The sequence below is a fragment of the Kordia sp. SMS9 genome, from assembly GCF_003352465.1.
GTDB lineage: Bacteria > Bacteroidota > Bacteroidia > Flavobacteriales > Flavobacteriaceae > Kordia.
In genome coordinates this window covers 1,163,701-1,190,600 of record NZ_CP031153.1, presented here as the reverse complement: position 1 = coordinate 1,190,600, position 26,900 = coordinate 1,163,701, and the positions used below count along the sequence as shown (strand labels likewise).

The 26,900-nt window shown below is 36.7% G+C and carries 20 protein-coding genes and 1 pseudogene; 9 read left to right on the top strand and 12 right to left on the bottom strand.

Going from position 1 to position 26,900, the window contains the following annotated elements; translation table 11 throughout:
* Positions 1 to 169: 169 nt before the first annotated feature.
* From KORDIASMS9_RS05195 to KORDIASMS9_RS05175, 4 genes are all read right to left on the bottom strand, one after another.
* The gene (locus tag KORDIASMS9_RS05195; RefSeq protein WP_114901824.1) at positions 170 to 1,489 is read right to left on the bottom strand and encodes a TolC family protein; all 1,320 of its coding nucleotides are present in this window, start codon (positions 1,487 to 1,489) and stop codon (positions 170 to 172) included.
* Positions 1,479 to 4,772 carry an efflux RND transporter permease subunit gene (locus KORDIASMS9_RS05190; protein ID WP_114901823.1) on the bottom strand — a complete coding sequence of 1,098 codons (3,294 nt, stop codon included), beginning with the start codon at positions 4,770 to 4,772 and terminating at the stop codon, positions 1,479 to 1,481. The genes KORDIASMS9_RS05195 and KORDIASMS9_RS05190 overlap by 11 nt, the downstream gene beginning before the upstream one ends.
* A 3-nt stretch (positions 4,773 to 4,775) precedes the next feature.
* On the bottom strand, positions 4,776 to 5,915 hold the full coding sequence (locus tag KORDIASMS9_RS05185) for an efflux RND transporter periplasmic adaptor subunit (protein ID WP_114901822.1): 1,140 nt from the start codon (positions 5,913 to 5,915) through the stop codon (positions 4,776 to 4,778).
* A 502-nt stretch (positions 5,916 to 6,417) separates the two neighbouring features.
* Positions 6,418 to 7,014, bottom strand: coding sequence for a riboflavin synthase (locus KORDIASMS9_RS05175; protein ID WP_114901820.1), 597 nt, complete (start codon positions 7,012 to 7,014; stop codon positions 6,418 to 6,420).
* Positions 7,015 to 7,072: 58 nt separating this feature from the next.
* On the opposite strand from KORDIASMS9_RS05175, the gene pdxA reads away from it, so the two are divergent.
* The 6 genes from pdxA (at position 7,073) to accC (ending at position 12,069) form a co-directional block, all read left to right on the top strand.
* The gene (pdxA, locus tag KORDIASMS9_RS05170; protein WP_114901819.1) at positions 7,073 to 8,119 is read left to right on the top strand and encodes a 4-hydroxythreonine-4-phosphate dehydrogenase PdxA; all 1,047 of its coding nucleotides are present in this window, start codon (positions 7,073 to 7,075) and stop codon (positions 8,117 to 8,119) included.
* A 74-nt stretch (positions 8,120 to 8,193) separates the two neighbouring features.
* Complete coding sequence (locus KORDIASMS9_RS05165) at positions 8,194 to 8,733, top strand: DUF177 domain-containing protein (RefSeq protein WP_205318033.1); 540 nt, start codon at positions 8,194 to 8,196, stop codon at positions 8,731 to 8,733.
* 8 nt (positions 8,734 to 8,741) lie between these two features.
* Complete coding sequence (gene rpmF, locus KORDIASMS9_RS05160) at positions 8,742 to 8,942, top strand: 50S ribosomal protein L32 (RefSeq protein WP_108115474.1); 201 nt, start codon at positions 8,742 to 8,744, stop codon at positions 8,940 to 8,942.
* Between the two features lie 175 nt (positions 8,943 to 9,117).
* Positions 9,118 to 10,116 (top strand): beta-ketoacyl-ACP synthase III, encoded by a 999-nt coding sequence (locus KORDIASMS9_RS05155; RefSeq protein WP_114901817.1) that lies wholly within the window; start codon positions 9,118 to 9,120, stop codon positions 10,114 to 10,116.
* 20 nt (positions 10,117 to 10,136) lie between these two features.
* Positions 10,137 to 10,631 (top strand): acetyl-CoA carboxylase biotin carboxyl carrier protein, encoded by a 495-nt coding sequence (accB, locus tag KORDIASMS9_RS05150; protein WP_114901816.1) that lies wholly within the window; start codon positions 10,137 to 10,139, stop codon positions 10,629 to 10,631.
* 88 nt (positions 10,632 to 10,719) lie between these two features.
* Complete coding sequence (accC, locus tag KORDIASMS9_RS05145; protein ID WP_114901815.1) at positions 10,720 to 12,069, top strand: acetyl-CoA carboxylase biotin carboxylase subunit; 1,350 nt, start codon at positions 10,720 to 10,722, stop codon at positions 12,067 to 12,069.
* Between the two features lie 239 nt (positions 12,070 to 12,308).
* Here accC and KORDIASMS9_RS05140 read toward each other — a convergent pair whose 3' ends face one another.
* The 5 genes and pseudogenes from KORDIASMS9_RS05140 to KORDIASMS9_RS05125 form a co-directional block, all read right to left on the bottom strand.
* Positions 12,309 to 13,052, bottom strand: coding sequence for a LytTR family DNA-binding domain-containing protein (locus KORDIASMS9_RS05140; RefSeq protein ID WP_114901814.1), 744 nt, complete (start codon positions 13,050 to 13,052; stop codon positions 12,309 to 12,311).
* Between the two features lies 1 nt (position 13,053).
* Positions 13,054 to 15,573: a histidine kinase gene (locus KORDIASMS9_RS05135; protein ID WP_240321134.1), complete on the bottom strand. Its 2,520-nt coding sequence runs from the start codon at positions 15,571 to 15,573 to the stop codon at positions 13,054 to 13,056.
* A 96-nt stretch (positions 15,574 to 15,669) separates the two neighbouring features.
* Positions 15,670 to 15,843 (bottom strand): annotated as a pseudogene (locus KORDIASMS9_RS24000) (two-component regulator propeller domain-containing protein); the annotation flags it as partial.
* Positions 15,844 to 16,522: 679 nt separating this feature from the next.
* On the bottom strand, positions 16,523 to 17,080 hold the full coding sequence (locus KORDIASMS9_RS05130; protein WP_114901812.1) for a YbhB/YbcL family Raf kinase inhibitor-like protein: 558 nt from the start codon (positions 17,078 to 17,080) through the stop codon (positions 16,523 to 16,525).
* Between the two features lie 87 nt (positions 17,081 to 17,167).
* Positions 17,168 to 18,010, bottom strand: a complete 843-nt coding sequence (locus tag KORDIASMS9_RS05125) for an AraC family transcriptional regulator (RefSeq protein WP_114901811.1) — start codon at positions 18,008 to 18,010, stop codon at positions 17,168 to 17,170.
* Between the two features lie 145 nt (positions 18,011 to 18,155).
* Between KORDIASMS9_RS05125 and KORDIASMS9_RS05120 the strand changes: the two genes are divergently transcribed.
* The 3 genes from KORDIASMS9_RS05120 to KORDIASMS9_RS05110 are packed head-to-tail and all read left to right on the top strand — an operon-like array spanning position 18,156 to position 20,322.
* Positions 18,156 to 18,761, top strand: coding sequence for a hypothetical protein (locus tag KORDIASMS9_RS05120; RefSeq protein WP_162819767.1), 606 nt, complete (start codon positions 18,156 to 18,158; stop codon positions 18,759 to 18,761).
* 2 nt (positions 18,762 to 18,763) lie between these two features.
* Complete coding sequence (locus tag KORDIASMS9_RS05115) at positions 18,764 to 19,876, top strand: FAD-binding oxidoreductase (protein WP_114901809.1); 1,113 nt, start codon at positions 18,764 to 18,766, stop codon at positions 19,874 to 19,876.
* Positions 19,873 to 20,322, top strand: coding sequence for a GreA/GreB family elongation factor (locus KORDIASMS9_RS05110; RefSeq protein ID WP_114901808.1), 450 nt, complete (start codon positions 19,873 to 19,875; stop codon positions 20,320 to 20,322). Before KORDIASMS9_RS05115 ends, KORDIASMS9_RS05110 begins: the two co-directional genes overlap by 4 nt.
* Before the next feature lie 171 nt (positions 20,323 to 20,493).
* On the opposite strand, the gene KORDIASMS9_RS05105 is transcribed toward KORDIASMS9_RS05110, so the two are convergent.
* The 3 genes from KORDIASMS9_RS05105 to KORDIASMS9_RS05095 all read right to left on the bottom strand — a co-directional run bounded on the left by KORDIASMS9_RS05105 (position 20,494) and on the right by KORDIASMS9_RS05095 (position 26,889).
* Positions 20,494 to 24,576: a fibronectin type III domain-containing protein gene (locus KORDIASMS9_RS05105; RefSeq protein WP_114901807.1), complete on the bottom strand. Its 4,083-nt coding sequence runs from the start codon at positions 24,574 to 24,576 to the stop codon at positions 20,494 to 20,496.
* A gap of 62 nt (positions 24,577 to 24,638) precedes the next feature.
* Complete coding sequence (locus tag KORDIASMS9_RS05100; RefSeq protein ID WP_114901806.1) at positions 24,639 to 25,790, bottom strand: hypothetical protein; 1,152 nt, start codon at positions 25,788 to 25,790, stop codon at positions 24,639 to 24,641.
* A gap of 151 nt (positions 25,791 to 25,941) precedes the next feature.
* On the bottom strand, positions 25,942 to 26,889 hold the full coding sequence (locus KORDIASMS9_RS05095; protein WP_114901805.1) for an ABC transporter ATP-binding protein: 948 nt from the start codon (positions 26,887 to 26,889) through the stop codon (positions 25,942 to 25,944).
* Between the last annotated feature and the right edge of the window lie 11 nt (positions 26,890 to 26,900).

Here is a 26,900-nt window from a genome sequence, read left to right as displayed (position 1 = left end):
GCAAGCTCCTCGCAGTGACGCATCAAAAAACAAATAGACAAACCCAAAAAACAACAAAGAAAAGTCTAAAAGCGACAGCGTTCTAAGAGATTTCTGCGAAAGCAGAAACGAGTCTAACAGGCAAAGCCGGTCTAATATCTAACAGCGACAGCGAGTCTAAAATCTAGTATCAAAACTTCACATTCAACAAATCTCCACTTAATTGTAGTACAACCAATTCTGCCAATTTTGCATTGTATTTTGCTTGGTTTTTGCTCAGTTCGGCGTTGAGTAAATTTAATTGTGCTTGTCGAAATTCAATAGAATTTACTTGTCCAATTTTGAACTTTTCTTGGGTACGATTAAAGTTATTTTCTGCCGTTTTAATATTTTCTTCCTGCAATTGAAAAATCAACACTTTATTTTGATAATCGTCCCAAGCGTTGTTGAAATTGCGTTCCAAGTCGATCATAATCTGTTCTTTTTGCAACTGCTGATTTTCCAAGGCAATCTTTGCGTTTTTGACACGTGTAATTGTTCCGCCACCGTCAAACAAATTCCAGGTTAAATTAATGCCGCCCGAAAGTCCTGTATTGGTAGAAACTGCCACGAATGCCGCTGCATTGTTGTTATTTCGATTCCAACCATAACTTCCTGTTAATCCAACGGTTGGCAAATACTGCGATCGGTTCGATTGTACATCCAACGAGCTAATGTCAATATTTTTATTTGCTTGTAACAACGACACATTGTTCGCTTTCGTTTTTGTCCATAAATCTTCTTTATCTAACTGAAATAAAAAGATAATGTTGGTGTCCACATTAAAATTTTCCATCAATTTATTTCCTAAAATCACGTTCAAATCACGCTTGGCGTTGATGAGTTGTTGTTCTGTATTGACAATGTTGATGCTGTCATTATTAATGTCAACTTCTGCATTCAACACATCTAGTTTTGTGTTTTGACCATATTCAAATTGATATTCCGAACGTGTCAAACGTTCTTTCGAAATTTCAAACGTTTCTTGAATGGCAGTTGTATTTTCAGAAAGTTGTGCTACCGAATAATACACCGAAAATAATTGAAGTAAGGTGTTTTCAATCGTTTCACGCGCTTCCAATTCGGATAATTGATATTGTTCTTTCAGTCGTCTGTAATTGTACAATCGGCCCAAACCATCAAAAAGTGTATAATTTAGGTTGACAGAAGCATTGTAACGCGAACTTTCTGCTGCATTCAACACGGTAGATTCTCCATTGGAAAATTCGGCTTCCGTGTTGTCCAAATTATACGTGGCACCTGCATTTCCAGTGACAGTTGGCAAATAGCCAGAATTTAGAATACTCGTATTATTTTCGGCAACTTTCACCGTATTATTTGCGATCTGAATACCGTAATTATGCTCCAAGGTTAATTGAATCGCTTTGTCTGGCGAAAGTACTTCTTGTGCATTTATCATATAGATTCCGAAGAAAACTAAAATATAAGTGAGGTAACTTTTAGTGTACATTTGCTTCGTTTTCGTTTAGTTCGTTTTCTGTGGTTGGTATTTCCGCTTTTAAAAGTTCTTCAGCGTGTTCCTTTTTTAAAAGTTGTTGTTCTTCATGGCGTTTTACACGCACCACACGCTCTACTTCCTCTTTGGTAATGTCTCTATTGTAATACAACCATTTTCCTTGTTGTTTTACATAATTTCCAAACGATAAAAATATTGGCAACACAATCAAGGTTAATACAGTGGCAAACCCAATTCCATACGCAATAGAAATTGCCATTGGAATTAAAAATTGTGCCTGTCTACTCGTTTCAAAAATTAAAGGCGCCAATCCTGCAACGGTTGTAAGAGAAGTTAAAAAGATGGCTCTAAAACGCGCCCGCCCTGCTTCATACAAAGCCTCATCAAACAACATACCTTCCCGCAGATTGTTGTTGAATTTTCCAATCAGAACGAGCCCATCGTTCACCATAATTCCGATCAAGGCAATAATCCCAAGCATGGATAAAATATTTACAGGGAAATCATGAATCCAATGTCCCCAAGCGACGGCTGGCAAACTCAACGGAATTAATAGTAACAATAGTAATGGCTGACTGTAGCTTCTAAAGGTAAATGCAATGACGATGTAAATTAAAATCAGCACGGTAATTCCAACAGGACCTAACGAATCAAATAGTTTGTTACGTTCTCTATTTTGTCCTTCGTATGATGGAGTTACTGTTGGATATCGCGATAAAATTTCAGGCATGATTTCATTTTGAAGTTCAGCCATAATGTCTGTAGAACTGGTCTTTTTGGGATCTTTAATATCGGCAGATACTTGAATTTCACGACGACCTTCCAAGTGATTGATGGCAACTTCTCCGCGGGCAATGCTGTAACTTGCAATTTCTTTTAATGGCACACGTTGTCCCGTTGGTGTGATGATGCGCATATCGTCCAAATCATTCACGGAAGAACGATTTGGTCGGTCATAACGCACCCAAACTCGAATTTCATCCTGTCCACGCTGAAAACGTTGTGCCTGTGCGCCAAAAAATGCCGATCGTACTTGTGTCATCACCGAACGTAGGTTTAAACCTAAGGCATACGCACTTTTATTGAGTTGTAGGCGTATTTCTTTAATTCCCGCAGGATCCGTATCGGTAACATCTTTTAATAAAATATTGTTTTTAAGGACTTCTTTGAGTTCTTGTTTTACGGCTTTTAATTCCGAAATATTATTCCCTAAAAGGGAAACAGAAACAGGAAGTCCGCCAAAGTTTCCTCCATTATTATATACCAAACTTTCAATACCAATTACAGGACCTACAGCTTCTTCAATACGATTGGAAACCAAACCAGACGTAATTTCATTTGGGCGTTCTTCTCCAGGTAATAAATTTACCTCTAAAGATGCCGCCGCCGATCCAGGACCAATTTTTCGAATGATGTTTTCTACTAAATACTTTTCAGAATCTTCACCGAGATATTCGTCATTGATTTCTTTGGTCACCATTTTGGCTTTTTCTTCTATAAATGAAATGATGCTGTCGGTTACTTTTTCATTGGTTCCGTTAGGCATGTTCAGTGTAATCGTGACACGATCACTAGCAATTCTTGGGAAAAATGCACCTCTGATAATTCCTCCTTGAAAACTTGCTTGTGTTAGAATTAAAAAGACAATGAAGAATGAAAAGGTTAAAAATTTATGTTTTAGTGCAAATTTTAATGTTGGACTGTACATTTTGTCACGCAACCACTTCATAATAGCGTCACCAAGTGTGTTGATGTATCGCAATTTTGAAAACAATCGTGGCAACAATCCTTTCGGTTCTTTATTTTGAATGCGCAATGCTTTGGAATGTGCCAAATGCGCAGGTAAAATGATTAATGCTTCTACCAAAGATACAATGAGCGTAAGCATTACGACGACTGAAACTTCTCCAAAAAAGTCACCAATTCTACCATCTAAAAAGAGAAAGATACTAAAGGCGAGAATGGTAGTGACGATTGCCGAAATAATAGCAGGCAATACTTCCATCACACCGTCAATAGCGGCTTCTTCTGGCGATTTCCCTTTTTCATATTGTTGATAGATGTTTTCTGCAATGACAATTCCGTCATCCACCAAAATTCCAATTACGATAATCATCCCGAAAAGGGACAATACATTGATGGTAACATTAAAATAACCTGCCAACATGAACATTCCCAAAAAGGCAACAGGCAAGCCAAACGCTACCCAAAATGCCAAACGTGTGTTTAGGAATAGAGACAAAAAGATGAGGACAAGCGCCATTCCAATCATGGCGTTTTCGGTCAACAATTCAGTTCGTTGCACCAAGGTTTTAGATCGGTCACCTACAACATCTAATTGAACATTTTCATATTTTTGATTGAACTCCTCAATATATTCTTTTGTTTTTTCTGCTGAAGAAATTAAATCTTCGGTATTGGTACTTGTAATGCTGATATTGATGGACAAATTGCCGTTAAAGTAGTTCGCGTTTGGTGTTTCCGAAAACTGATCGCGGACGCTGGCAACATCTTTTAAGCGAATAATGCGACCAGAAGCATCTGATTTTACCACCAAGTTGGACAATTCGTCCGCATAATACGAACGTGCGTTGGCGCGAATTAAATATTCTTCAGCACTTGTTTTAATCGTTCCTCCTGTCGTAATCAAACTCGCTTGATTGATAGCGTCTGAAACTTCCGCAAAGGATAAATTGTATGCTAGTAAATTTGATTCGTTGATGGCAATTTCTATTTCTTCATCGGGATATCCTGTGATATTGATTTGTGATATTCCGTCAATGCCGCGCAAATCGTTTTCTATTTGGCGTCCTATTTGTTTCAAGGTTACTAAAGGAATTCCGTCGCCACTTACCGCAAAAGAGATTGTTTCACGCACGGCTTCTCGCTTGGCAACCACCAAAGGTTCCATCCCTGTTGGAAACGAAGGCACGCGATCTACAGCGTTTTTTATTTCCAGCAGCATAAAATCAATGTCTTTTCCTTTTTCAATTTCAACATTGATGACACCGCTGTTTTCGTTAGAAGTGGATGTAACACGTTCTACACCGTTCAATCCTTTTAGATTGTCTTCAATTTTGAGTACAATTCCTTCTTCAATTTCTTGTGGAGAAGCACCAGGATACGTAACATTGATGGTTACATTTTTGGAGTCTACCAAAGGGAAAAATGAAGAATTTAAGGTAAAAGCTCCATAAATTCCGAAAACCACAAATAAGGCAATCACGATATTTACGGCAACGCTGTGTTTTATAAAGTAAGCAATTAGTTTTCTCATGACTTACTCTGTTTTTTTAGATGCTGTTTTCTTGTCTTTCGTCAAAGGTTTCACCAACATTCCTGCATAGGCTCCAGGAACAGATTTTGACAAAATAATGGTTCCGTCAGGAATATCTTTTAGCACGGCTTTAGTATCTGAGAAATACACGGGAGTTACTTTTATAACATCCAACACACTGTCGCGTACAATAAATATTTGATCGTTGTCCATCACTAAATTCCGATCGACTTCAATGGCATTTTTTTCATCTTTTGCATTCAAATTGGCTTCCAAATACATGCCTTCTTTGAGTTTGTCGTCTTTTACTTCAATGTATGCGGTAAGTGTTTGTGTGGTAGCATCAATACTTCCGTTGACACGGGAAACGATTCCTGAGAAGCTTTCTGTACGATCTAAATTGTTTAACGCTACTTTTTCACCTACTTTTAACAAAGTTGCATATTGTTTGCTGAGCGCGACTTCCATTTCATAAACAGAATCATCAATATATGCGCCTAATTTTTGTCCGTTGCGAATCAAAGAACCTTCTGTGACCAAGGCTTCTGTTAAAATTCCTGAAAAGGGCGCGCTAATCGTATATTTTGTCAAACGTTGTTCTAAGTTTTTAACGTTGTAATAATTGGTTACAATATTACGTCCAGTAATAAAGTATTTTTCTTTTTCAGAAGTCATTTCAGGCAGTTTCGGCGTGGTTTTATTCATATCAAAACTACTGAGGTATTGTTGCCATTTGGGATATATTTCTGGAAAATCTAATCGTAAATCGGGCATAATTGCCGCAATAGAGTTGTACAAATTACTTTTGGACGATTGTACATTGGCAAAATATTCGGCAGCATCAATACGAATAAGTGTTTCGCCTCTGCGGTATTTTTGCCCAGGTTTAAATAATTTTCTACCACCTTTAAAAATTCCTTGCACTTCGGCATAGAGTTCCACGCGTCTTTTTGCCACTAAATTTCCATTAGCAGGAATGATAATTGGAATTACTTTGTTTTGAACCGTATCTGTGTAGATTGTTTTGACAACTTTTTTAGGGATAGGTTTTCTTTTTTCTTTACCACTGGCTATCATATTTCCAAAATACAACGCACCAGCAATTAGTACTACTCCAAGAATCGAAAGTATAATATTTCGCATTTGGCGGGATCATTTTGATGGTTAAGCTGCAAATTTATCCATAACTTGTGGCTAACTTTCTTAAAAAAAACTTAATTAATGAAGAAACGCTTGCAAAACACACGATTTCTTGATGCAACTGTGGAAGAAATGTGGCAGGTTTTTATATTTTTGTACTTTTTAAAATCCAGGATTAAGAAAATTACGTACATAAAATCAAAGGAATTTGTGCATTCGACGCTATTTTATGTTATTTCATGGATATTTTTACAATGATATAACCTAAAATATTTTGTCAAACCTTATATTTTTATACTTTTACACCGTTATGGCAAAATTAAACCAAAAGACCCTGTTGTGTTTTGTTGTACTAGTGTTAACTTTTTTAACGCAAACACACGCCCAAATCGTACCTCCGCCGCCACTACCACCACCACCACCGGGATTCCCGATTGATGCTGGACTCATTGGTGTGCTTGCTGCTGGACTTTTGTATGGTATACGGAAAAAAGTGAAAAAGTAATTACTTCGATAGCCCCTGAAGTCTTGCAACATATTTCCCTATAACATCAAATTCCAAATTTACAATAGAACCTACTACCAAATATTGAAACGTAGTGTGGCTATATGTGTATGGAATTATAGCGACCGAAAATGAATTTCTTTCTGAATTTACAACCGTTAAACTTGTACCATTTATTGTAATAGAACCTTTTTCAATGGTAATATTGTTTAGTGTAGGATCGTATTCAAAGGTGTAATACCAACTTCCGTCACTTTCTCTAACAGAAGTACACGTTGCAATTTGATCTACATGACCTTGTACAATATGTCCATCTAACCGATCGCCTAATTTCATAGCGCGCTCTAAATTCACACGATCATGTATGTTCCAAGTTCCTAAATTTGTTTTCTCTAACGTTTCTTGAATCGCTGTGACAACGTATGTATTTTCATCGAGATTTCTACCAACAACCGTCAAGCAAACACCATTGTGCGCTACACTTTGATCAATCTTTAATTCGTTCGTTAAGCTACTCTGAACCGTCACGTGGAGGTTTTCTTTTTCGCGCTCCAACTGTGTAATCACACCTAATTCTTCAATAATCCCTGTAAACATCTATTTATTTCGTTAAATTTGCATGTAAAATTAAGAAATAAAAGTCTGAATTAGGTAAATGAAGAAAGAGGAAAAAATAAAAGTTGGAATTTCAGTTGGTGACTTAAACGGTATCGGAACAGAGGTAATTTTAAAAACCTTCAAGGATATTAGGATGTTGGAATTATGTACGCCAGTGATCTTTGGGTCTACCAAAATTTTATCATTTCAAAAAAAGCATTTCAACATACATACGAACCTTCATGGTGTTCCCAATGCAGAAAAGGCACAACATGGAAAAATAAATGTGGTCAATATCTACAAAGATCCGATTACGATTGAATACGGGAAATCAACGGAAGAAGTAGGGAAGTTTGCTATAAAATCGTTTGTAGAAGCGACCAATGCGTTGAAAGAAGGTACGATTGATATTTTGGTCACTGCACCGATTAACAAACACAATGTGCAATCGGAAGAATTTACTTTTCCCGGACACACCGATTATTTGGGCGAAAACTTAGAAGGCGATAGTTTGATGTTGATGGTGAGTGATACACTTCGCGTAGGTTTGCTAACGGATCATGTGGCGGTAAAAGATGTTTCTGCAGCAATTACACCCGAACTGATTGAAAAGAAAGTAAACATTATATACAATACGCTAAAACAGGATTTTGGAATTTCGAAACCAAAAATTGCCGTATTGGGCATCAATCCGCATGTTGGTGACAATGGTGTTATTGGAGTAGAAGATGATGAAGTATTAAAACCTACCTTAGAAAAGATAAAAAACGAAGGCAAACTTGTGTTTGGGCCGTATGCAGCTGATAGTTTTTTCGCGTCGAGCAATTATAAAAACTTTGATGCGGTTTTAGCAGCATATCACGATCAAGGACTCATTCCGTTTAAAACCTTATCTTTTGGACAAGGTGTAAACTTTACGGCAGGACTCAATAAAATACGCACTTCACCCGATCATGGAACGGCGTACGAAATTGCAGGAAAAAACAAAGCAGATTACAACTCGTTCAAAGAAGCAGTATTCACTGGCATACAGATTTTTAGAAACAGAAATATATACAAAGAGATTGCCGAAAACCCTTTAAAAAAACAGCCAAGTAAGATATAAACAAAAAAATGTTGACAACTTTACGTTGATACAAAAAAATTTATATCTTTGCACGCTCGAAACTGATGTTTAAGATGATGGAACTAAAGGACTTTACAATTCCTTTTATAGGATTAAAAGAAGGAAAACACCAGTTTGATTATCAAATTGATAATACGTTCTTTGCACTTTTTGAATTTGATGAATTCAATGAAACTGCCGTAAACGCAACATTGGAATTTCACAAAAAAGCAACCCTGCTCGAATTAACCTTTACGGCTTCTGGTACGGTCAATGTAAATTGTGATGTAACCAATGAGCCTTTTGAGCAACCAATTGATGGAAATTTAGACTTAATTGTCAAGTTTGGACATGAATACAACGATGAAAACGAAGAAATTCTCATTGTTCCGCATGGCGAATATGAAATCAATGTTGCACAATATATATATGAAATGATTGTGTTAGCGGTTCCTTCAAAACGAATTCATCCTGGTATTGAAGATGGCACATTGCAATCGGAAATACTCGAAAAGTTAGAAGAATTACAACCTGGTACAGAGAAAAAAGAAACTGAAGAGGACATTGATCCTCGTTGGAATACATTAAAAAAACTATTAACGGATAATAAATAACATAGAAAATGGCACATCCAAAGAGAAAAATCTCGAAAACAAGAAGAGATAAGAGAAGAACTCACTATAAAGCTACTGCTCCTCAAATTGCTACGTGCCCAACTACTGGTGAAGCACACTTATATCACAGAGCGCACTGGCACGAAGGAAAATTATATTACAGAGGAAAAGTATTGATTGATAATACAACAGAAGAAAACTTAGCATAACACACACATGTTTAGTCATAAAAGCTCTCACTTTCGTGAGAGTTTTTTGTTTGCTCGTTTTTTTTGTTAAAATTGTAAAAACGACATATTTTACCGTGATTATCGGAGAATTTTAGTAATTTCGTTTAATTTTTAATGAATTTTTGTTAAAAATAAACCAAACCAACGTTAAGGTATGACCAAAATTACAGCAGCAATAACAGCTGTAGGAGCGTATGTTCCTGATTATGTATTAACCAACAAGATACTTGAAACAATGGTTGATACTAACGATGAGTGGATTACAACTCGAACAGGTATCAAAGAACGCAGAATTCTGAAAGAAGAAGGAGCGGGATCTTCATATTTAGCGATCAAAGCTGCCCAAGACCTTATTACAAAGAAAAATTTAGACCCAAAGGAAATAGACATGGTTATTGTTGCTACAGCAACACCAGACATGCCTGTAGCTTCCACCGCAGTATATACCGCTAGTAAAATTGGAGCTACCAATGCCTTTGCGTTCGATTTGCAAGCGGCATGCTCTAGCTTTTTGTACGGAATGTCTACTGCAGCAAGTTATATCCAATCGGGGCGTTATAAGAAAGTATTATTGATAGGAGCCGATAAAATGTCTTCTATTATTGATTATACAGACAGAGCTACCTGTATCATTTTTGGTGATGGAGCCGGAGCTGTACTGTTTGAACCGAATGAAGAAGGACTCGGATTGCAAGACGAATACCTTCGTAGTGATGGTATTGGTCGTGAATTCTTAAAAATTGATGCTGGAGGTTCCATATTGCCAGCTTCAGAAGAAACTATAAAAAACAAACAACATACCGTATTTCAAGACGGAAAAACTGTTTTCAAATTCGCAGTATCCAATATGGCAGATGTGAGCGCCAAAATTATGGAAGACAACAATCTGACGAATGAAGACGTACAATGGTTGGTTCCTCACCAAGCCAATAAACGTATCATTGATGCCACTGCAAGGCGTATGGGCGTAGATGAAAGTAAAGTGATGATGAACATTCAACGTTATGGAAATACAACTTCTGGAACGTTGCCATTATGTTTACATGACTATGAAAAACAACTCAAAAAAGGAGATAACCTCATCTTTGCTGCCTTTGGTGGTGGATTTACGTGGGGCGCAATTTACCTTAAATGGGCATATAATTCTAACTAGAAACGACTAAAACCTATCTCATGGATTTAAAAGAAATTCAAAGCTTAATTAAATTCGTAGCCAAATCTGGAGCAAGTGAAGTAAAACTTGAAATGGAAGATGTAAAAATCACCATTAAAACTGGAAGTAGCGATTCAAAAGGCGAAACGACAACTGTAGTGCAACAAATACCAATGGCAGGCATGCCTCAACCCGCAGCAGCTCCTGCACCAGCACAACCCGCAGCACCTGCAGCACCAGAAACTCCCGCAGCACCAGCAAGCGATGACGCAAAATATATTACTATAAAATCACCAATTATTGGTACTTTCTATAGAAAACCTTCTCCTGATAAACCAAACTTTGTAGAGGTTGGAGACAGCATTTCTGAAGGAAGTGTTTTATGTGTGATTGAAGCGATGAAACTTTTCAACGAAATTGAATCAGAAGTTTCAGGAAAAATAGTGAAAGTCTTAGTAGACGATGCTTCTCCAGTAGAATTTGATCAACCATTATTCTTAGTAGATCCATCCTAAGAAATTTTAAATAACACTTGACGTACACTACTCTTTGTACCCCTCGAAAAGTTACAGATTTTAATTTCAAAATTTAAAATTTCAAAAGATGTTTAAAAAAATATTAGTTGCCAACAGAGGTGAAATAGCTTTAAGAGTTATTAGAACCTGTAAAGAAATGGGTATCAAAACCGTTGCTATATATTCTACAGCCGATGTTGATAGCCTTCACGTACGTTTTGCCGACGAAGCAGTTTGTATTGGACCTGCGCCAAGTAGCGAATCGTATTTAAAAATGTCAAATATTATTGCTGCTGCCGAAATTACCAACGCAGATGCCATTCACCCAGGATACGGTTTCTTATCTGAAAACGCCAAATTCTCAAAAATTTGTGGAGAACACAATATCAAATTCATTGGTGCTTCGCCCGAAATGATTGATAAAATGGGAGACAAAGCTTCTGCAAAAGCTACGATGAAAGCAGCAGGCGTTCCATGTGTTCCAGGAAGTGACGGAATCATTGAAAGTTTTGAAGAATGTGAAAAACTAGCGGTAGAAACAGGATATCCTGTGATGCTGAAAGCAACTGCTGGTGGTGGTGGAAAAGGAATGCGTGCTGTATGGAAACCAGAAGACTTGAGAGATGCTTGGGATTCTGCTCGACAAGAATCAAAAGCTGCCTTTGGAAATGACGATATGTACATGGAAAAACTTATTGAAGAGCCACGACACATCGAAATTCAAGTAGTAGGCGATTCTTCAGGAAGAGCATGTCACTTGTCTGAGCGTGATTGTTCTGTGCAACGTCGTCACCAAAAATTAACAGAAGAAGTACCTTCGCCATTTATGACCGACGATTTACGTCAACGTATGGGAGATGCTGCCGTGAAAGCAGCTGAATTCATTAGCTATGAAGGTGCTGGAACAGTAGAATTTTTAGTAGATAAGCATAGAAATTTCTACTTTATGGAAATGAATACACGTATTCAAGTAGAGCATCCAATTACCGAACAAGTAATTGATTTCGATTTGATTCGTGAACAAATATTAGTAGCGGCTGGCGTGCCAATTTCAGGTAAAAATTATACGCCAAACTTACACTCAATTGAATGTAGAATTAACGCAGAAGATCCTTATAATAATTTTAGACCTTCTCCGGGAAGAATTACTACGTTGCATGCGCCTGGCGGACATGGAGTTCGTTTAGATACGCATGTATACGCTGGCTATTCCATTCCTCCGAACTACGATTCTATGATTGCAAAATTGATCACCACAGCACAAACGCGTGAAGAAGCTATCAATAAGATGAAACGTGCGTTGGATGAGTTTGTGATTGAAGGCATTAAAACAACAATTCCATTCCACAGACAATTAATGGATCATCCAGATTATGTAGCTGGAAACTATACGACAAAATTTATGGAAGACTTTGAAATGCAACCAGAAGCAGAGTAAACTTCAACTCAAAACTATATATAAAAGGCTCCTTTTCAATTGCGAAAAGGAGCTTTTTTAGTTCTGATACCAAACCAATTTACACATAAAATGATGTTTATAAACTCGTTCATTTGGCAGTTTAGTTCTTTGCGAATACTTTCCGTAGCTACGGCTTTGCAAACCATACACAGCATCCTATACAGCCAAAGCAACTTCGTATCCAAAACACCATTTTAAATGTAAATTGGTATGAGTTCTTAATCAGAGAAAGCATTGATTGCTGCTAAAAAAGCACGCTTATTCCTGGAGGAAACAGGCAATATAGTTCCATTATTTAGTTTTACCCAACCATTTCTATTCATTCCATACGATTGCACAAAATGTAGGTTTACGGCATGTGATCTGTGTATTTTGATAAAAAAAGAAGGCAATTTGTCATAAAATGATTTTAAGGTTCCATTTAACAAAAAACTTTGATTGTCATTGAGATATACGCGTGTAAAACCTTCCTCACTTGTCCAATTTAAAATTTCAGCATAATTTAAAAGAACCTTTAACTTATTAATTTTTTGGACTAAAATCTTCCCAGAAACTTCTTCAATAGTAGCATCTGTATAGAATTTTCTTAGCATGTGTTTTTCCTTCACTTTTGCCTTTGCTTTTTCAACAGATTCAATAAGTTCTTTTAGAATAATTGGTTTTAAAAGATAATCACTGACGCCATATTTGACAGCATTAATTCCATATTTTGAATATCCTGTTAAAAAAATGGTAACAAAATCATTGACATCAAAACAATTTAAAAGATCAAAAGCTTTTCCGTCTTTTAGTTCTACATCTAGGAATATCAATTCTGGTTTTTTGATTTTTATTAATGATGTTGCTTCTGCCACAGAACTGCTTGTTCCTACAATTTGTAAGTCTTTGCAATATGTAGAAAGCAAACTTACAATGAAATTTTGAATTTCAATTTCGTCCTCTATAACTAGTACATCTATCATGTTAGGTGTTTAATGGTAATAATAAGCGAATGGTAGTTCCTTTACCGAGTTCACTGTCAATGTAAAAAGCAACTTCTTTATTGTTGAGATTTTCTCGAATCAGGCTAATACGATCTTTTACAATTCCCAATCCCACAGATTTGCTAGAATTTGATAATTGTGACAAATCAAACCCAACTCCATTATCTTTTATAATTACTTCAAAAATATCGTTGATGTGTTCATGTTTTTGAATCGATATTTCAATTAGCTTGTTCTTATCCATTCCGCGAAACCCATGTTTAATACAGTTCTCTAACAATGGCTGAATAAGCAATGGTGGAACTTGTAGCGCACTTTTAGATAATTCTGGATCAATGATAATATGATACTCAAATAACTCTTTAAATCGCTTTTTTTCGAGTTCTAAATAATTTTCAATAAACTGAATTTCTTCTTCAAGTACTATGTTTTCAAGTTTTGAGTATTCTAAACTCTTTCGCATCAGTCTAGAAAATTCACCAATGTATGTATTGGCTTCTAGTTTTTCTCCTTTGTAAATTAGTCCTTGAATTGCTGTAAGCGAATTGAACATAAAATGCGGGTTCATTTGATTTCTGAGTGTCGTGAGTTCAGATTTTCTAAGTCTGTTTTCATTTTCAAGTTTTTTCTGCCAATTCTTCTTATAGCGTACTATTACTAGGAAAATGATAATACAGACACTACATATCATAGCAATTTTAAACCAAATACGTTCTAAAAAATGTGGTTCTATGGTAAAAACGAGTTGTTTTGTGTTGCTCCACTGGCTGTTATCACTACGACATTGCACTTTAAACGCATATTCACCATGATTTAAATCTAAAAAACTAACTTTTCTTTCGTTGGTTTCCACCCAAGGTTTATCATTTATTTTATACCTGTAAAACCCTTTTTTGGGTTTGTTATGTGAAATCCCTGTGTAATGAATAGTGACGTCATTTTCATTATGAGGAAGCGTAACCTGGGTTGTGTGTACAGCTTGCTTTTTATCTGTTTCTATAAAATCAATTTGCAATGAAGGAATAGTATGACTTACAGACAATTGCGACGGTTTAAAATGACAAAGACCATTATCGGTAGCTAACCAAATTTCATCATTCCAAAAAGAAACATCGTTAATATAGTTTGATATGAGTCCGTTTTTTATGGTATATACATCCATTTTCTCAATAATAGGAATGTTATTTTTAAACGTATATTTAGCTTTTAAAAGTCCTCTATTAGAGCCAAGCCACAAGGTAGAATCGTTTTGCTTGTAAATAGCTTGAAGTACTTTATTACTTAATTTTTCATGCTTAAAAGTATACTCAAGAGAATCTCTCTTATATACCAATCCAAACTTAGGTGTTGCGAGCCAAATACCATCGTTATCCATTTTTACATCATTTACTCTAAAATCACGAATTCCTTGAATGGGAACTAAAGCGGGTTCTGTTTTTTTATATTCGTTTTTCCACTTAAAAAGACCTTCCGTAGTTGCAATCCATATATTTTTTTTACGATCTATCGTTGCCGATAATGTACGAAACTTGTATTTTAGAGTAGGAATATAGTTTTTATCAGTATTGATATTAAATCCAGTAGAATTGTATACTAGAAAAGTTTTATTTTCAACTTGAAGCATGTTAAAAATGCCTTTATAATTATGTACTGATGAGCTTATGATTTTTCTTTTTTCATTAGTTAAATTATCAACGATTATATTATCATCAACCTGAGCATTTAATTGATTTTTCGTTAATAAAAAAGTCCTGCCTTTTTCACTCATTACTACCAAGTAATTGTCTGCTTTTTTTAGCTTATAAAAAGTTTCTCCATCTAGCCAATCTTTTGATTTAAATTTTTTGATAGTAATATTTGGAATATGAAAAAGGCCATTATCTGTAGAAGTGACCCAAAGAGAACCGTCTTTAGACTTAGAGATGACAGTAACTCCTATTCCTTCAAGAATAATAATAGGTTCAGCAGATAGGTCTCCATTTTTAAAATAAAAAACACCTGCTTTTGTAGCAATCCATTCATTGTTATTTTCATCAATATATAAGCCAATGATCTCTTTGGTAATATTTTTTACATTTTTGATTTTACTTTGAGCATTCCATTGAAAATGCACCTCAGATATTTTCCTTAATTCAACATTAAGTGTTTTTAATGAATCTTTGACTGCTTGTAGGTTTTTAGCAATATTAATTCTTCTCTTTATTATTTGATCTGTTGGTGCTGTATTGTTAAGAAAATCAAGAATTTCTTCACCGTGCGTAGCTGTTGTACCATCACAGGTATTAATTGAATATATAGGATAAGTTATTTCCCAATAGTCTGATGCAATAAGTTGAAAAAATAAGGTGTTTTCGTGTAGCCCAATGAAGTCTAACCAACCTTCTTGGTCAGGTCTTAAACTTTTTAATTCTTCATTAAATGCAAAAGGTTCAAAAAAACTTCCATTCCAGTAGCTCAATGAACCATCGAGTCCATTTACCCAAAAAGTATTATTATTCATGGGTTGAAAACTGAAATTTACAAGATTAGCTAAGCCATCTTTGGTGCCATAGCTTTTAAAATCATATCCATCGTACTTTACAATCCCTCTATCAGTAGTAAGCCAAATATTTCCTTCAATATCTTCATATAAGTCATAAATCTCCGAACTCGGCAAACCATCGTCCGTATCAAACTGATATGATTTAAACCCTAAATTCTGAGCCGTTGACAAACTTGACACGAATAGAGTTACAAAAAATAAGATGAATAGTTGTTGTGATGTATACATAGAGGTTTGCTGAAAATCTAGCTTAAAAACTAGATCCTTTCTTACAAAGCAACTCAAATATAATTAGCTAAACAAGTATTTATGAGCTAAATAACCAAGCTTACACTGAAAATAGAAAAACAAACACGTTTAATTTTTAATAGAACCGTTTTTCTTCTTTTTGAGATTTTATTTTGAAGATTTGATTGAATTTAAAAATACACATTATGAAAACATTAAAACAATTTGAAAATTACCAAATAGAAAAACCTCAATTAATGATTTGAGGTTCAATTGTTGAAGAAGATGCAATAGGTATCTAGTCAATTACAAGCGAATTTCTATTCGTTACAAATCTTATTAACATTTATTAATATTAAAACTATACATTATGAAAAAAAGAAAGTTAAAAAACCTAAGTTTAAACAAAAGTAAAGTTTCAAACCTTAAACCAGTTATTGGAGGAAAGACACCAAGGTCATTTAATAGAACCGAGTGTGACCCTTGTAGTCCGTCTGAACAAACACTTTGTCTTGTTTGTAACCAAACACTTCCACAAGCTATTTGTGCTACTTTTTTAGAGTGCACAGAACATTGTTAGACATTAAAGTTAGGTATCGAAGACAGGATTGTATAAAATCCTGTCTTTTTTTTATGCTACTTTTAATCTTTATTCTTTTGAAGTAATTTAGATATAAACCTATTTCTTCTCTCTTTGATAGTACGCTACCATACTTGCTTTCGCAATTGTGTTGTTCCACAAATAATACCCAACAACTGCCGCATTGGTATCTTTTGTCAATCCTAACGAATCTGTTTTTAAAGCATACACCGTAATAATATATTGATGCCATCCGTGACCTTCTGGCGGACATGGACCACCGTAACCTGCACTACCGTAATCTGTAATGCTTTGAATGCTTCCTTTAGGAGCAAGATTCATGGTAATATTTCCTGCATTGCTTACCAATTCGTTGATATTTGATGGAATGTCAAAAACTACCCAATGCCACCAACCACTTCCTGTTGGCGCGTCTGGATCGTACATAGTAATGGCAAAGCTTTTAGTGCCTTTGGGCGCATTTGCCCATGATAACTGGGGCGATTCGTTGTTTCCTGTACAACCAAAACCACTAAACTCTTGTGCTTTCGTAGCTTGTCCGCCCAAATCTTTGCTGGTTAAGGTAAATGTATTTTGTGCGAAAGCTGTGGTAGCCATCAACACAAAGAATGCTAAAAAAGTGTGTATTTTCTTCATAATTGAACTAATTTGATTTGAATACAAAAGTATAGATGGTGAAGAAATTATCACAAATCAGTCAGTTCAAAAAGTAGTGCTAAAAGTTCAATCTTGCAATTGATACTGTTTTGGAGTTACGCCAAATTTAGTTTTAAACGCGTATACGAAGTTGGACAAATTCTCGTAACCAATCGCTTCAAAAATATCGGAAGGTCGTTTGGCTTCGTTCTTCAATAAAAAAGCAGCATGTTCCAAACGTTGTTGTTGAAACCATTTAATAGGCGATTGTTGAAAGTGCTTTTCAAACTCACGCTTAAACGTGGAAACACTCATGTTTGCTAGGAATGCGAGTTCTTTCAATGTCAATTTGTTGAGTTTATTACTTTCTACCACATTGATAAAATGACTCGTTTGATCGTCTTTAGAAGCAATTAAAAACAATAAAAAATCAGGGCCTTTAGTTGCGACTAAATACAGCAATATTTCTTCTAGCTTTACCTGTAAAAGTTGTTGTTGTACGTGTTGCGGAAGCTTATGAATGTCTTCCAGGCTTTTTACAAATGAACAAATAAAATCATCATACACACACGATTTTGCGGCCGTTGTAGCGGCAATGCGTTTGCTGGTAATTTGATGCTTCTCAAGAAATTGAAACAAAGCTTCATCCGAAAAAAACAATAAGATACTTCGGTAAAAATGGTGGTGTTCCGACAAATTCTCCGTCATCAAACAATGCCCAGATTTCATGATTAAAAACGCGTCATTCGTGATGGAAATCGGTTGATGACTCGTGGAAACTTTCTTAAACCCTTCTTGCAAAAAGCTAAAGGTATTTTTGGTGAGATTGATCTTGTTGTTCAAGTGTTCAGTTGTCGATTCATAATCAAACAACTGAATCGAGCAATTTGTTTCAGCAGTCAAATAATCGGGCAACGTAAAAATGTTCATAAAATTTGGTCGTTTCTGTCAAGCTAAAAATACAAATTTGATCGTGTTTTCCATCAAAATAAAACAGGGATCACACACTTTAACAATTCACTTAACATACCATTTTACCAAAAAGTCCTATCTTGAAAATGTTAACATTAAGCGAATGATCTCAAAAATTATATCTTTTTTTACCACAAAACAAGCACTTTTTATTTTCATCCTGTTTGTATTATTTTTTCCACTAAAAACACAATTTTACAACGCGTTTACTTATGTATTCGATCAATTATTTACGGATGGAATTATGACCAAAATTTACACGTATAATTACTTTGGCGAGTTGCTAGGCTGTAACGAATTGATGACATTGAGAGCATACGAAGAAACCGCGAATATCTTTCAAAAAAGAGGTATGTATTGGTTGCGGATGGTCATTTCAGGACTTTTTTGGTTGGTACTTTATCTAAAAACAAGAAAGACCAACGCGTTTAAAACACACTATTGGATTTACGTGGTTATTTTTGCATTTTATTTGGCGAGCGAACTTGAATATTTTCTCACGATGATTACATACATCAACACGGAAATTGTACTTTCATTCGTTCCGTTTGTTATCTTTTTTGGATTGGGAATTCACATTTTCTTTAAAATATTCGGCAAAAAAGAACGCTTACAACTCGTTTTCATCGCTTTTCCTGCAAGTGTGTTAAGTTTATTTTTATGGTATGCGTATCTTGGTCCTAAATTACTGCCAATTATAACATCGTAACTATGCAATTAAGCTATTGGGAATACAAAACGTGGCTGACTAATGTCGATTTCACTATTGTGGGAAGCGGTATTGTAGGACTGAATTGCGCGTTGCAACTTCGAAAGCACTATCCAACGGCAAAAATTATCATTCTAGAAAAAGGAATCTTACCACAAGGCGCAAGTACTAAAAATGCGGGTTTTGCCTGTTTTGGAAGTCTCTCTGAGATTTTAGACGATCTTACGACACATTCAGAAGAAGAAGTCATAAACCTTGTCAAAAGGCGCTGTAAAGGCTTGCAATTACTTCGTGAAACTTTAGGCGACAATGCGATTGATTATCAGGCGTTGGGCGGATACGAATTGTTTACAGAACAAGATGAAGCGCTGTATGAAACCTGTTTGGCGAAAAAAGACGCGATCAATCAATTGTTACATTCGGTTTTTGATGGAAATGTCTTTAGCGAAGTTGAAAATAAGTTTCAGTTTGAACGGATTCGGCCGCATTATATTTTTAATCAGTTTGAAGGACAAATTGATACGGGAAAAATGATGCAATCACTCTTGAAAAAGGCAGTATCCAATCACATTCAGATTTTAAATTCCGTTTCGGTTGATGGGTTCACGGAAACTGAAAATGCAGTACATGTACACACCAATCAGTTTGACTTTTCTACGAAAAAATTGCTCATTGCAACCAATGGTTTTGCGTCGCAATTGCTAGATGAATCTGTAAAACCGGCGCGTGCGCAAGTATTGATTACCAAACCGATTCCGAATTTACACATCAAAGGAACGTTTCACTTGGACAAAGGGTATTATTACTTTCGAAACATAGACCATCGCATTCTATTTGGTGGTGGACGAAATCTGGATTTTGCAACCGAAGAAACGACCGAATTTGACCAAACGGAAATCATTCAGCAAAAGCTGGAAGCACTTTTACAAACAACGATTTTGCCCAACACCACATTTGAAATAGAACACCGTTGGAGTGGCATTATGGGTGTTGGCTCACAGAAAAAAGCGATTGTAAAACCCTTATCAAACAATGTATTTTGCGGCGTTCGCTTAGGCGGAATGGGCGTTGCTATTGGGAGTTTGGTTGGGAAAGAATTAGCAGCATTGGTATGACAGTCAAAGAATCTTTATACAACGCGTGTTTGGAAATCGTAAATGAGCGGCAAGCCAACATTCAAGATCGTTTTTCGGGCATTCAAGAAGCGATGCTATCGGAAACCAAAAGTTCGGCTGGCGACAAACATGAAACAGGTCGCGCGATGTTGCAACTAGAACGAGAAAAGCTGGGAAATCAGTTGTTGGAAATTCAAAAAGTCAAGGAAATTCTACATAAAGTTGATTCAAAATCTACGGTTTCACAAGGTTGTTTGGGAAGTTTGGTGTATACTTCGCAGGCTAATTATTTTATTTCGGTCAGCGTTGGCGAAATTACTGTCAATCATCAAAAATTCTACGCCATTGCCACCAATACGCCCATTGGAAAGTTGTTATTGGGAAAAAAAGTAGGAGACACCATTACCTTTAGAAATCAATCGTTTGTAATTGAGAAGATTGTTTAAACTTGTTTTTTTGATATGTCGCTGTGAGGAAGCATGACGCGGCAATTTTCTTCTAGTGGAAACGCTACTGTACTTTGATAAACGCTCAATACTCATATCTCATTACTTTTTCAAACAAAAAAACTCCAACACTATACAGCATTGGAGTTTGGCAATCTAAAAGTTTATTTGTTATTGCTTAATGAATTTTTGTGTAAATACTTTTCCGTCTGATTCTAAACGAAGGATGTAATTTCCTGTGGTTAATCTTGAAACATCAATAGCATGTTGTTTTAGTTTTAAGTTCATCACACGTTTTCCTTCTATATTGAAGATCGTTGCAATTTTTCCAACCAAATTCACAGGACTGTTGATGTTCATAATGTTTCCAACTGGATTTGGATGAATTGCCACCTTTTCTAGTGTTTCATCTGGAATACTTAACGTTTGTCCTTCCGTAATAATATGATGCGTATTAATTGTAGGATTTACCAAGTTATCAACTGTTCCCGATGGCCAGTAAATGATAATGTTGGTAATGTTAGTTTCCGTTCCTAAACCAAAATGCGTATTTAATGAGCTCATAAAGCGGAAACCTTCTCCGCTTCGCACATCGCGAATTTGAGTTCCTGCGGCAGTAACTACTTCTATTCTAGCTCCAATTCCGTTAATATTACTTGCGACTCCCGTTGTGGTAATTTTAACCCAATTGTTGCTGTTGGCTGTGTTTGTATACAAGGTTGTCCCAGAAATGGCATCCATAAATCCGTCATTATTCAAATCACCAAACGAACCGTTACTTCCAGAAAGGATATTGTCATATACGGTAAATGTTAAATCACCATTTCCAAATAAAATACTTCCGTTAGAGGCAATGTCTAGGTTTCCGTCATTGTCAAAATCGTGCGTAGCATTTTCAATTCCAATATTTGTTAAGGCTGGCAATATTCCTGAAGCCGCAGTTACATCAGTAAACGTACTATTTCCGTTATTTCGCATCAATTTATGCGTTCCATTAGAAGTTGAACTTGCGCCTACAAAAACGTCCATATCTCCGTCATTGTCAAAATCGCCCCAAGCAGACGACCACGTTTGAATTGGATCTGCTAAGTTTAAGGCAGAAGCTACTTCCATAAAGTTTCCGCTTCCATCATTTTCGTGCATTTCATTGATGTTGATTGCTGAGGAACCACCACGACATTTCGCGATAAACATGTCCATGTCTCTATCGTTGTCATAATCAATCCAAATAGAACCATAGTTTCCTCCACCAGCAATATCTCCCAATCCACCTTGATTAAAAGTTAGGTTTCCGTTTCCATCATTGGTATAATATACATTTGGATCCACATCATGACATACAAAGGCATCTAAGTTTCCGTCGTTGTTTAAATCGACAAAATTAGAACGCTGAGAGAATACATATTCTGATCCTGAAATTTCAGTAAAAGCAGTTCCTGTAGCATTGGCTCTCATAAAGGTAACACCACTTCCACCTCCGTATAGTAAATCGGTAAATCCGTTTCTGTCATAATCGGCAGCAGCCAAACTCCAAGAAGGTGTAAAATCGGCAGCAGTTGTCGTAATGTTTGTTGGCGTCGTACTTAATCCTCCAGAAGCTTGCTGATAAAAAATATTGATATTTGTAGAACTTATAGAAACCACATCGTCTAAAAAGTCACCATTCATATCCACAGCGGCTCTTTGGCTACCACTGGTACTCACTGTTGAGGTTGTAAAAGTAGCTGGTGGTGGTGGTACAGCTGTTGTAAAGGTTAAAGGTCCGCCCCAAATACTGGTATCTAATCCACAGATGGCACGTACATATACTTCATACGATGTACTTGGTGTGAGTGACGAAATATTGACACTTGTAGTTGCTATTGAAGTTCCAGCTCCCGAAGGTGCTCCTGTTCCAGCAGGTTGTACTACATATTCCCAAGCTGTTTCTCCACTATTTGGAGACCAAGAAATGGTTGCTGCATCTTGTGTAATGGCAGATGCAATTATACTTGAAGGAGCAATACAAAATGATCCGCAAGTTTCTACACGTACCAAATCAATAGACAGATCTCCTTCAAATCCTGTTCCTGTAGCTCCGTAACTAAATTCTATATATATTATTTGCCCTAAATAGGCACTTAGATCAATTCCGATAGGTGTCCATGCATCTGTACCAGCAGTTTGCAATTCTCCAGTCCACGAGTATACATTTGTAAAAGGACCAGCTGCAGCAGTTCCTATACTAACATTTAATGTTCCAGTATCTGCGCCAAACGCATGCATGTAGAATGACAACTCTGCTCCGTCCGTTGCAGAAGTCATATCAATAGCAGGACTTATGGCAGAAGCAATTGCTGTTGAATTTCCTGAAGCTTCGTACTCTAGGTGATTTCCTCCACTGAAAGAAGCAAAAGGACCTGTACCATTTGAATTTGAATTCCCTGGAGCAATATCCCAGTTTCCTTCGGAACCATCAAAACCTGTTCCTGTCCAACCAGATGGCGGATTGTTTTCAAAGTCTTCTGTAAAAATAAACACAGATGATCCTGAAGCACAAGTTACACCTACAGGAGTTGGCGGTGGTGTTGCTGTTGTAGAGAAATTTAATGGTATGCTCCAAGTACTGGTATCTGATCCGCAAATGGCACGTACATATACTTCATACGATGTACTTGGTGCTAGTGATGAAACATTGATACTTGTAGTTGTTGCTGAAGTTCCGGCACTTGAAGGTGTTCCTGTTCCAGCAGGTTGTACTACATATTCCCAAGCTGTTTCTCCACTGTTTGCTGTCCAGCCTATATCGGCAGATGTTCCTGTTACATTTGATGCGGTAACACCAGATGGCGCAATACAGAACGATCCACAGGCTTCTACACGTACTAAATCAATAGACATATCTCCTTCAAATCCTGTTCCTGTACCTCCGTAACTAAACTCTACATATATTGTTTGGCCTAAATAGGCACTTATGTCAATTCCAGTAGGAACCCATGCATCTGTATCAGCAGTTTGTAATGGTCCATTCCATGAATATACATTCGTAAAAGGACCTGCTGCCGCAGTACTGATACCAACATTTAATGTTCCAATATCATCTCCAAACGCATGCATGTAGAATGATAATTCAGCCCCGTCGGTTGCAGAAGTCAGATCAATAACTGGACTGATTGCAGATGCAATTGTTGTTGAGTTTCCTGATGCTTCATACTCTAGGTGATTTCCTCCATTGAAAGAAACTGAAGGACCTGTGCCACCAGAGTTTGCTCCTCCAGGGGTAATATCCCAGTTTCCGTTAGAACCATCAAAACCTGTACCTGTCCATCCTGAAGGTGGATCATTTTCAAAATCTTCTGTAAAGAGAAAAGAAGAAGTTCCTGTGGCACAAGTTACACCAACGGGCAATGGCGGCTGAGCGCTATCTGTTGTGAATCCGATTGGCCCCACCCAATTACTAAATCCATCTATTAACCCACAATTGGCTCTTACATATACTTCATACGCAGTATTTCCTGTTAAACCAGTAGCATTATATGGAGCATTTGCTGTAACTGCAGTTCCTGAACCTGTTGGAATCCCTGTTCCTTGAGGTTGGATTACAATTTCCCATGCTGTTTCTCCACTGTTTGCATTCCAGCTTATGTCTGCTGCTGTTTCTGTAACATTCGCAACTGCTAAGTTTGAAATTTCTATACAAGATGGCGGTGTTGTAGAAGTGATTGTTGGTGAATCAAAGCAAAAGCCCCATTGCCAACCATCAACATCATCGTACGCCAAACGGTAACGAAATCCTGATTGCTGTGTCACTGTAAATCCAGAAATATTAAGAGGATTACTGGTAAAGACATCTTTTGCGGGTGTACAGAAATTATCATTTGGCTGATTTGTAGTAGCTGTAAATTGTTGCCATACAACCCATGCTGCGGCGTCCGCATCCCAATACTCTATATTTAGGATATCGTTACCATTATCATTGTAGTTGTAGGCGAGGTCTACTGTAAGCCAAGTTTCTCCTGCTGTAAAAGCATTTGTAATATCTACAATTGGCGATTCAGCAGCTATATCATTATTAGTGGTATTTCCTGCATCATCATCATCGTACGCAAAATTTGCTGTTAGTGTTGGATCAGCTTCGAAAGCATCTACACCTGCGTTATATGTTCCAGTGACCGACCAATTGGTGTTTGGCCAGTTGGCAGGCTGATTTAATATTTGAGCATATGCAAACGTGCAGCACAGCATTAGCATACATAACAAGGTAATTTTTTTCATAATTATCGGTTATTAACAGGAAATCATAGATATATTTCCAGTATTAGTTTAGTTGATTGGTATTAATCTTCGCCATCGCCACCACCTTCGCTATCGCATTCGGTTGTGAGTCCATCAATCCATTGTCCGATCATTTGAACAGCTTCTTCATGGATGATAGTTCTACCGAGTAATGGCATTCTAAATTCTTCGGCTTCGGTATTAATTCTGAAGTATAGTACAGAACTTTCGCTTTGCGCAGGCGCTACAATTTTGGTCATCTCTGGAATACTTTCATCAGGATCCACGCAGATACCTAAGTTTGTTGGATCGGCAGATTCATCAAAGGCAAAACGCATCGGTCTGTAATCACAATGTGATAATTCTTGATGGCAATGTGCACAGTTAATATCTATGTACGAACGTACACGCATTTCGATAGGCTGTGTATCATCGCTCCATTTTACAACCGTATTAATCGTTGTCGGTAAATTATCTTCCAAATAGCCTTCATCAATAAGGTTTTGTAGTTGATTTTCGGTGCCATCTGCAAAATCGTACATGCTGTTTAGATTTTGCGGTTTTAACCCGATTGGAACTGAACTTGTACCGCTTTTGTGGCAGGTAAAACATTCTACTTCCGAAGGAATTCTATAATTGGCACTTTTCATTTCGCCATTTTCTAGGAATTCTACATTGGTAAACGAACCGCTAAGACTAAAAGTTGCTTCTGTTTGTTCGTCGTTCCAAATGTAATCAGCAAAATACCAATCGTCCGCTTTTTTCAGCATTAAACGAGTTTCTATGATGCGTGTATCGTTATTGGGCTGTACATTAGTATAATAAAAGGTTTTAATCAAAAAGGTTCCTACAGGCATGTCAATCACTTCTGTATCGGCAGCATAGGTTGCTTGCACATCACTTGGCATCCAAATGAAGCGTTTCTTTTTTGCGTAGTCGGTAAATAGTGTAGAAATCGGCTCATACGGAATCACACCTAATACAGGGTTTTGTTCTTTCATATTGCCTTCAAAAAAGCTGTATTCAGATAGTGTGTTGAATGGAAACGCGTCCATGTCTAATACTACGGGTGATTCTGGAATTGGGATATAATCATCATCCATAGCAATCGGCGGATCTGGATCAGGATTGGCAGGATCATTGTCGTCGGAGCAAGAAAAGAAAATAGCAGAAAGTGCTGCTAAAATAGCAATTTTACGTAGTCTTTTAATCATGTTTTAGTTTAGTTAGAGCACTAATATAACAAAAATAACGTTTGTTGTGTTTGATTTTTAGTGAGTTACTCATTATATATAACAACTCAACGTGCTTTTGTCCTACCTTTGGGATGGGATTATTTGTGATTTTAGACTTTTGATTTACGAATTATGTGATTTCCAACCCAATCAAAACCCCAACTTCCAACGCTTCCAAACTCTCAAAAAACACCACCATATCCTCATATTTCGCCAATACTAAATAATGACTTCCCTTAAAGTAACTTTGCTGTACAATCACTTTAAAATTGGAAGTTTCTGAAATTTTTAGCTGGTGCGGATAGACTAAAATGGTTTCACTTTCTGTTTCAATTGCTGGAAATAAACTCGCAGGTAATTCGTTGACTTCGCCAAATAACGACGCTACATATTTGTTTGGTGGATTTTTGTAAATTTCTTTAGAATCGCTTTGCGCGATGAGTTCGCCCTTTTTTAAGACAATTGTTGTATCTGCAAATGCCAATGCATCTGTTCGGTCGTGTGTGGCCACAATGCAGGTAATGTTTTCTTTTTTGAGATAGCTGAACAGATTTCTACGCAATGCGTTTTTTCTAAAGTTATCTATATGACTGAACGGTTCATCAAGTAATAATACTTCGGGTTCGCGCGCCAAGGCTTTTGCTAAGGCAACGCGTTGTTGCTGTCCGCCACTGAGTAGTTTTGCTTTTACATTCGCGAAAGCGGTCATTTCTACCATTTCCAAGAGTTCATCAATGCGTTGTTGTTTTTCCTCTGGATAGAAGTTAGACAGGAAGGTTCCAATGTTTTCTGCAACCGTTGTGTACGGCATCAAATCGAAATCTTGTGCTACGTATTTCATGTGTTCAAAACCTGGTACTAAGTTGTATTTTGGCCCTAAGATGGGTTCATCCTTCCAAAAAATTTCACCTTCATTTACATCATACAAACCATACAACAATTTGAGTAAGGTGCTTTTTCCGCATCCACTTTCGCCAATAATAGACACATGCGTTCCTTGTGGAATTTTAAACGAAATGTCTTTTAAAATCGGCGTGTTTTCCAAATAGGAAAAGGAAACCTGTTGAACGTTGAGCATGGCAATTTTTT